The 4,343-nt window shown below is 70.7% G+C and carries 5 protein-coding genes; 1 reads left to right on the forward strand and 4 read right to left on the reverse strand.

Going from position 1 to position 4,343, the window contains the following annotated elements; all coding sequences use genetic code 11:
• The 4 genes from ACI379_RS00820 to ACI379_RS00835 form a co-directional block, all read right to left on the reverse strand.
• A partial coding sequence (locus tag ACI379_RS00820; protein ID WP_439790158.1) for an ABC transporter ATP-binding protein occupies nt 1-470 on the reverse strand: 470 nt, incomplete at its 3' end.
• Nucleotides 467-1,324, reverse strand: a complete 858-nt coding sequence (locus ACI379_RS00825; RefSeq protein ID WP_439790159.1) for an ABC transporter permease — start codon at nt 1,322-1,324, stop codon at nt 467-469. The genes ACI379_RS00820 and ACI379_RS00825, both read right to left, overlap by 4 nt.
• 128 nt (nt 1,325-1,452) lie before the next feature.
• Complete coding sequence (locus ACI379_RS00830) at nt 1,453-2,562, reverse strand: YihY/virulence factor BrkB family protein (protein WP_439790160.1); 1,110 nt, start codon at nt 2,560-2,562, stop codon at nt 1,453-1,455.
• Between the two features lie 2 nt (nt 2,563-2,564).
• On the reverse strand, nt 2,565-3,074 hold the full coding sequence (locus tag ACI379_RS00835) for a 2'-5' RNA ligase family protein (protein WP_439790161.1): 510 nt from the start codon (nt 3,072-3,074) through the stop codon (nt 2,565-2,567).
• Nucleotides 3,075-3,149: 75 nt separating this feature from the next.
• Between ACI379_RS00835 and trpS the strand changes: the two genes are divergently transcribed.
• Nucleotides 3,150-4,199 carry a tryptophan--tRNA ligase gene (gene trpS / locus ACI379_RS00840; protein WP_439790162.1) on the forward strand — a complete coding sequence of 350 codons (1,050 nt, stop codon included), beginning with the start codon at nt 3,150-3,152 and terminating at the stop codon, nt 4,197-4,199.
• Nucleotides 4,200-4,343 lie beyond the last annotated feature (144 nt).

A 4,343-nucleotide genomic window follows, 5' to 3' on the forward strand; every position in this document is an offset into this window, starting at 1 on the left:
TCGCCACGGATCGCGGGATCGAGGGCGCTGAACGGCTCGTCGAGCAGCAGCAGGGCCGGCTCGCGGACCAGCGCCCGAGCCAGGGCGACCCGCTGCCTCTGACCCCCGGAGAGCTCGCGCGGCCAGGCGTCCTCGCGACCACCGAGCCCCACCTCCTCCAGGAGCGCCCGGCCCCGCCCAGCGGGGTCGGGCCCACGCAGGCCGAGGGTCACGTTGTCGAGGACCGAGCGCCAGGGGAAGAGGCGCGGGTCCTGGAAGGCGACCGCGGTGTTGGGGTCGGTGCTGACCTGGCCGGTGGCCTCGCGGTCGATCCCCCCGACGATGCGCAGGAGCGTCGACTTGCCGCAGCCGGAGTGGCCCAGCAGCGCGATGAACTCGCCGCGGCGGATGGTCAGGTCGATGCCGGACAGCACGGTCTGGTCGCCGAAGGCGCGTCCGACGCCCTTCAGGTCGCTGACGATCTCACTCATGCCACGTCCCCCCGCCAGCGCAGGGCGCGTCGCTCGAGCAGACGTACGGCCGAGTCGGTCACCAGCCCCAGTGCCGCGTAGCAGATGAGACCGACCACGATCACGTCCGTACGGAGGAAGTCGCGGGCGTTGTTGATCAGGTATCCCAGGCCCGCGCCAGCGTTGACCTGCTCGGCCACGATGAGGGCGATCCAGGCCATGCCCAGCGCCTGGCGCAGCCCGACGAGGAGGCCGGGGGTAACCGCGGGGACGTACAGGTGGCGGAACCGTTCGGTGCGGGTCAGCTGCAGGGTGCCGGCCGCCTCCCGCAGGTCGGGGTCGACGCCGCGCAGGGCGGCCACGAGGTTGAGGTACAGCGGCACGATCACGAAGAGCGCGACCAGGTAGATCTTGGGCTCCTCCTTGATGCCGAACCAGATGATGAACAGCGGAACCAGGCCGAGCAGGGGCAGCATCCGCAGCATCTGCACGAGCGGGTCGACCAGCGCGTCACCCAGGCGGCTGAGGCCAACGACGGCCCCCAGGACGACGGCGACCGCACCGCCGATGGCGAAGCCGATCGCCGCGCGGCGCAGCGAGACCAGGACGGCCTCCTGCAGCTCCCCGCTGCTCCACAGCGCGGTGAAGGTGTCCACGAGGCTGAGCGGCGAGGCGAGCGTCCTCTCGGCCAGCAGCCCCGTACTGGAGGCGAGCTGCCAGGCGACCAGCACGAAGACCGGGCTCAGCAGGCGCAGGGCGGTCAGGAAGCGGGACGACGGGCCGCGCCCGCCTGCGCGTCGGGCAGCGGGCGCGACTGGGATGGCGTCGCGCGCCACCGCGGGCGCTGTCTCGGGAACCAGGAGTGTCTGAGTCACGTAAGTGACGTTACTACACTGTTTTAATCGACTTAATGTACCCGGCAAATCCTGTCACCATGCGAGACGGCGGGCTGGGTGAGGGACGGCCGGACCGGCCACCCCTTCGTCCGCAGCAACAGAGCCGGTCAGCGACCGATGCGTCGCAGCACGGCCACCAGGCCGAGCATGGCGCCCGCGCCGACCGCGAAGGCGGCGCCCGGCGTCCACGGCTCGTCCTGCGCCCGCGTGCCTGCGGGGATGCCGCGTACGGCGGCGGGCCCCAGGTGCGGTCCCTCGACCTTGGCCTCAGGACGCGGGTCGGCGGCCCGCGCACTGACGGCCTCGGGAGCGGTGTACGCCCAGCAGGCCGCGAAGAGGGCGACGCGTGCGAACCAGTTGATCCAGACCAGCAGGATCAACGCGATCCCGAACGCCTGGAAGGCGGGCTGTTCGCGGGTCGCGGCGAGCAGGTAGCCCGACAGCCACTTGAGGAGCTCGAAGCCGACGCCACCGACGAGCGCGCCCTGGAGCAGGGCCCGCCCGGGCACCTTCGGCCGGGCCAGCACCCGGAAGATCGCCCAGAACAGCAGGACGCTGGTCGCCAGACCCAGCAGCCAGGTGACGACCTGGACCACCCAGCCCAGGCTGCTGGACCAGCTGAGGAAGTCGAGCACCTCCTCACCGAAGGCGCGCAGCAGGCTGGAGGCCGCGACGCTGACCAGGAGCACCAGGCCGAGGACAACCATGGAGACGAGGTCGCGGAGCTTGCCCACGACGAAGCCGGGCTGCTCGTCGTACGACTCGTCGAAGCAGGCGGCGACCGCCTTGCGCATGGCCGACAGCCAGCCGAGACCCGAGTAGAGCAGGGCGACGAGGCCGATCGCGCCGACCGCGGAGCCGGCGTCCTGGACGAAGGAGAGCGGGATCTTGCCGTCTTCCTCGGGCCCGAACACGTCCGGGAGGACGCCGTTGAGGACCGAGAGGAGCGTGTTCTCCGCGTCGGGGTACGCCTGGGAGATGTAGCCCACGGCGAAGAAGGCGATGGCCAGCAGCGGGAAGAACGACAGGAGGCCGAAGTACGTGACGGCCCCGGCGTGCTGGGTGGCCTGGGCGGCGCCGAACTGCTCGCCGGTCGCGATGACCCGGCTGAGCCGTGGGTGCTTGCGACGGAGCTCCTCCGCGCGACTGCGGGCCTGGCTGGCCCTCTCGCGCACCTCCTCGACCGTGGACCGTTCCTCGTCAGCGCGGGTCGACATGCTCACTCCAGTTCGAAGGCGCGGGTGGCCTGCCACCCCAGGGTCTCGTCGTGGCGGTACAGGTGGAACGCGTCGGCATCAAAGACGCACTCGAACTCTGCCAGTTCGTCGTACGCCCGGTCGAGCAGGTCGTCGGCCAGGTTGTGCGCCACCGTCACGTGCGGGTGGTACGGGAAGTCCAGCTCGACGGCGAGCGGGCCGGTGCGTACGGCGTCTGCCAGCTGCTCGAAGCCGGCGATCCCCTCGGCGACCGCGATGAACACGACCGGGGAGACCGGGCGGAAGGTGCCGGTGCCACGCAGGTGCACCCGGAAGGAGGACCGCGAGGCGGCGACGGCCGCCAGGTGCTCCTCGATCTCGCTGAACTGCTCCTCGGAGATCTCCGTCGGCGGGATCAGGGTGACGTGCGTCGGGATGAGCAGGGCCGTGAGGTCGCCGAGGTCGGTGCGGTACTCCTGGAGCCCGGATGCCCAGGGCTCAGGGATCGCAACGGCTACTCCGATGGTCGGCACGCGGGCGAGCCTACCCGCCCCCGACCGCCGCCCCGTCCCGCTCCCCCGCGCCTGGTCCCACCTAGACTGTCGGGCGTGACTGACTCGTACCGCGCCTCCGTCGCCCGCAGCGCCGAGGTCGAGGCCCAGATCGCCGCGAACCCGGAGAAGTTCCGGATGCTCACCGGCGACCGCCCGACCGGCTCCCTGCACATCGGGCACTACTTCGGCTCCATCCGCAACCGCCTCAAGTTGCAGGAGCTCGGCGCGGAGATCTGGCAGATCATCGCCGACTACCAGGTCATCACCGACCGCGAGATCGCCGGCGACATCGTCGGCAACGTCCGCAACCTGATGCTCGACTCGCTGGCCGCGGGGATCGACCCGGAGCGGGCGACCTTCTTCACCCACTCCTCGGTGCCGGCGCTCAACCAGCTGCTGCTGCCGTTCCTGAGCCTGGTCAGCGTCGCGGAGCTGCAGCGCAACCCCACGGTCAAGGACGAGGCCGCCACCGCCGGGATCAAGGCGATCAGCGGCCTGATGCTGACCTACCCGGTGCACCAGGCGGCGGACATCCTGTTCTGCAAGGGCAACGTGGTGCCGGTCGGCCGCGACCAGCTCCCCCACATCGAGCAGACCCGCGTGGTCGCGCGTCGCTTCAACGACAAGTACGGCCAGACGTTCCCCGAGCCGGACGCGCTGCTGGCGGAGGTGCCGATGATCCTGGGCACCGACGGCACCAAGATGAGCAAGTCGAAGGGCAACGTCGTCGAGCTGCGGATGACGGCCGACGAGACCGCCAAGAAGATCAAGGGCGCCAAGACCGACTCGGACCGCAACATCACCTACGACCCCGAGAACCGTCCCGAGGTCGCCAACCTGCTCGAGCTGATCGGCCTGTGCGAGGGCGTCGACCCGGCCGCGGTGGCCGAGGAGATCGGCGACGGCGGTGGCGGCGCGCTCAAGAAGCGCGTCACCGAGGCGATCAACACCGAGCTCGCCCCGCTGCGCGAGCGCCGCGCCGAGCTCGAGAAGGACCCCGGCTTCGTGGCCGACGTCCTGCGCCGCGGCAACGAGCGCGCCAACGAGGTCGCCGAGGCCACCCTGGCCGAGGTGCGCACCGCGATGGGCATGTCGTACGCCTGAGGGTGAACGCGTGAAGGGCCGGTACGGATGCATCCGTGCCGGCTCTTTGCGTTTTGGGGCAGCCTGGACAGGGGCGTGAGCCTGACGGGGGGTGCGGCTTTTCGCCCAGAATGGGCGCGTCTATCGGCTCGTTCGTACAGCTCA

Origin of the sequence: Nocardioides sp. (assembly GCF_051876515.1) — a bacterium.
In the GTDB taxonomy this organism is placed as follows: Bacteria; Actinomycetota; Actinomycetes; order Propionibacteriales; family Nocardioidaceae; genus Nocardioides.

Excerpts from the sequence above, each read along its gene's own strand:
- ACI379_RS00830 (WP_439790160.1), bottom strand. The coding sequence starts at position 2,562 with ATGTCGACCCGCGCTGACGAGGAACGGTCCACGGTCGAGGAGGTGCGC.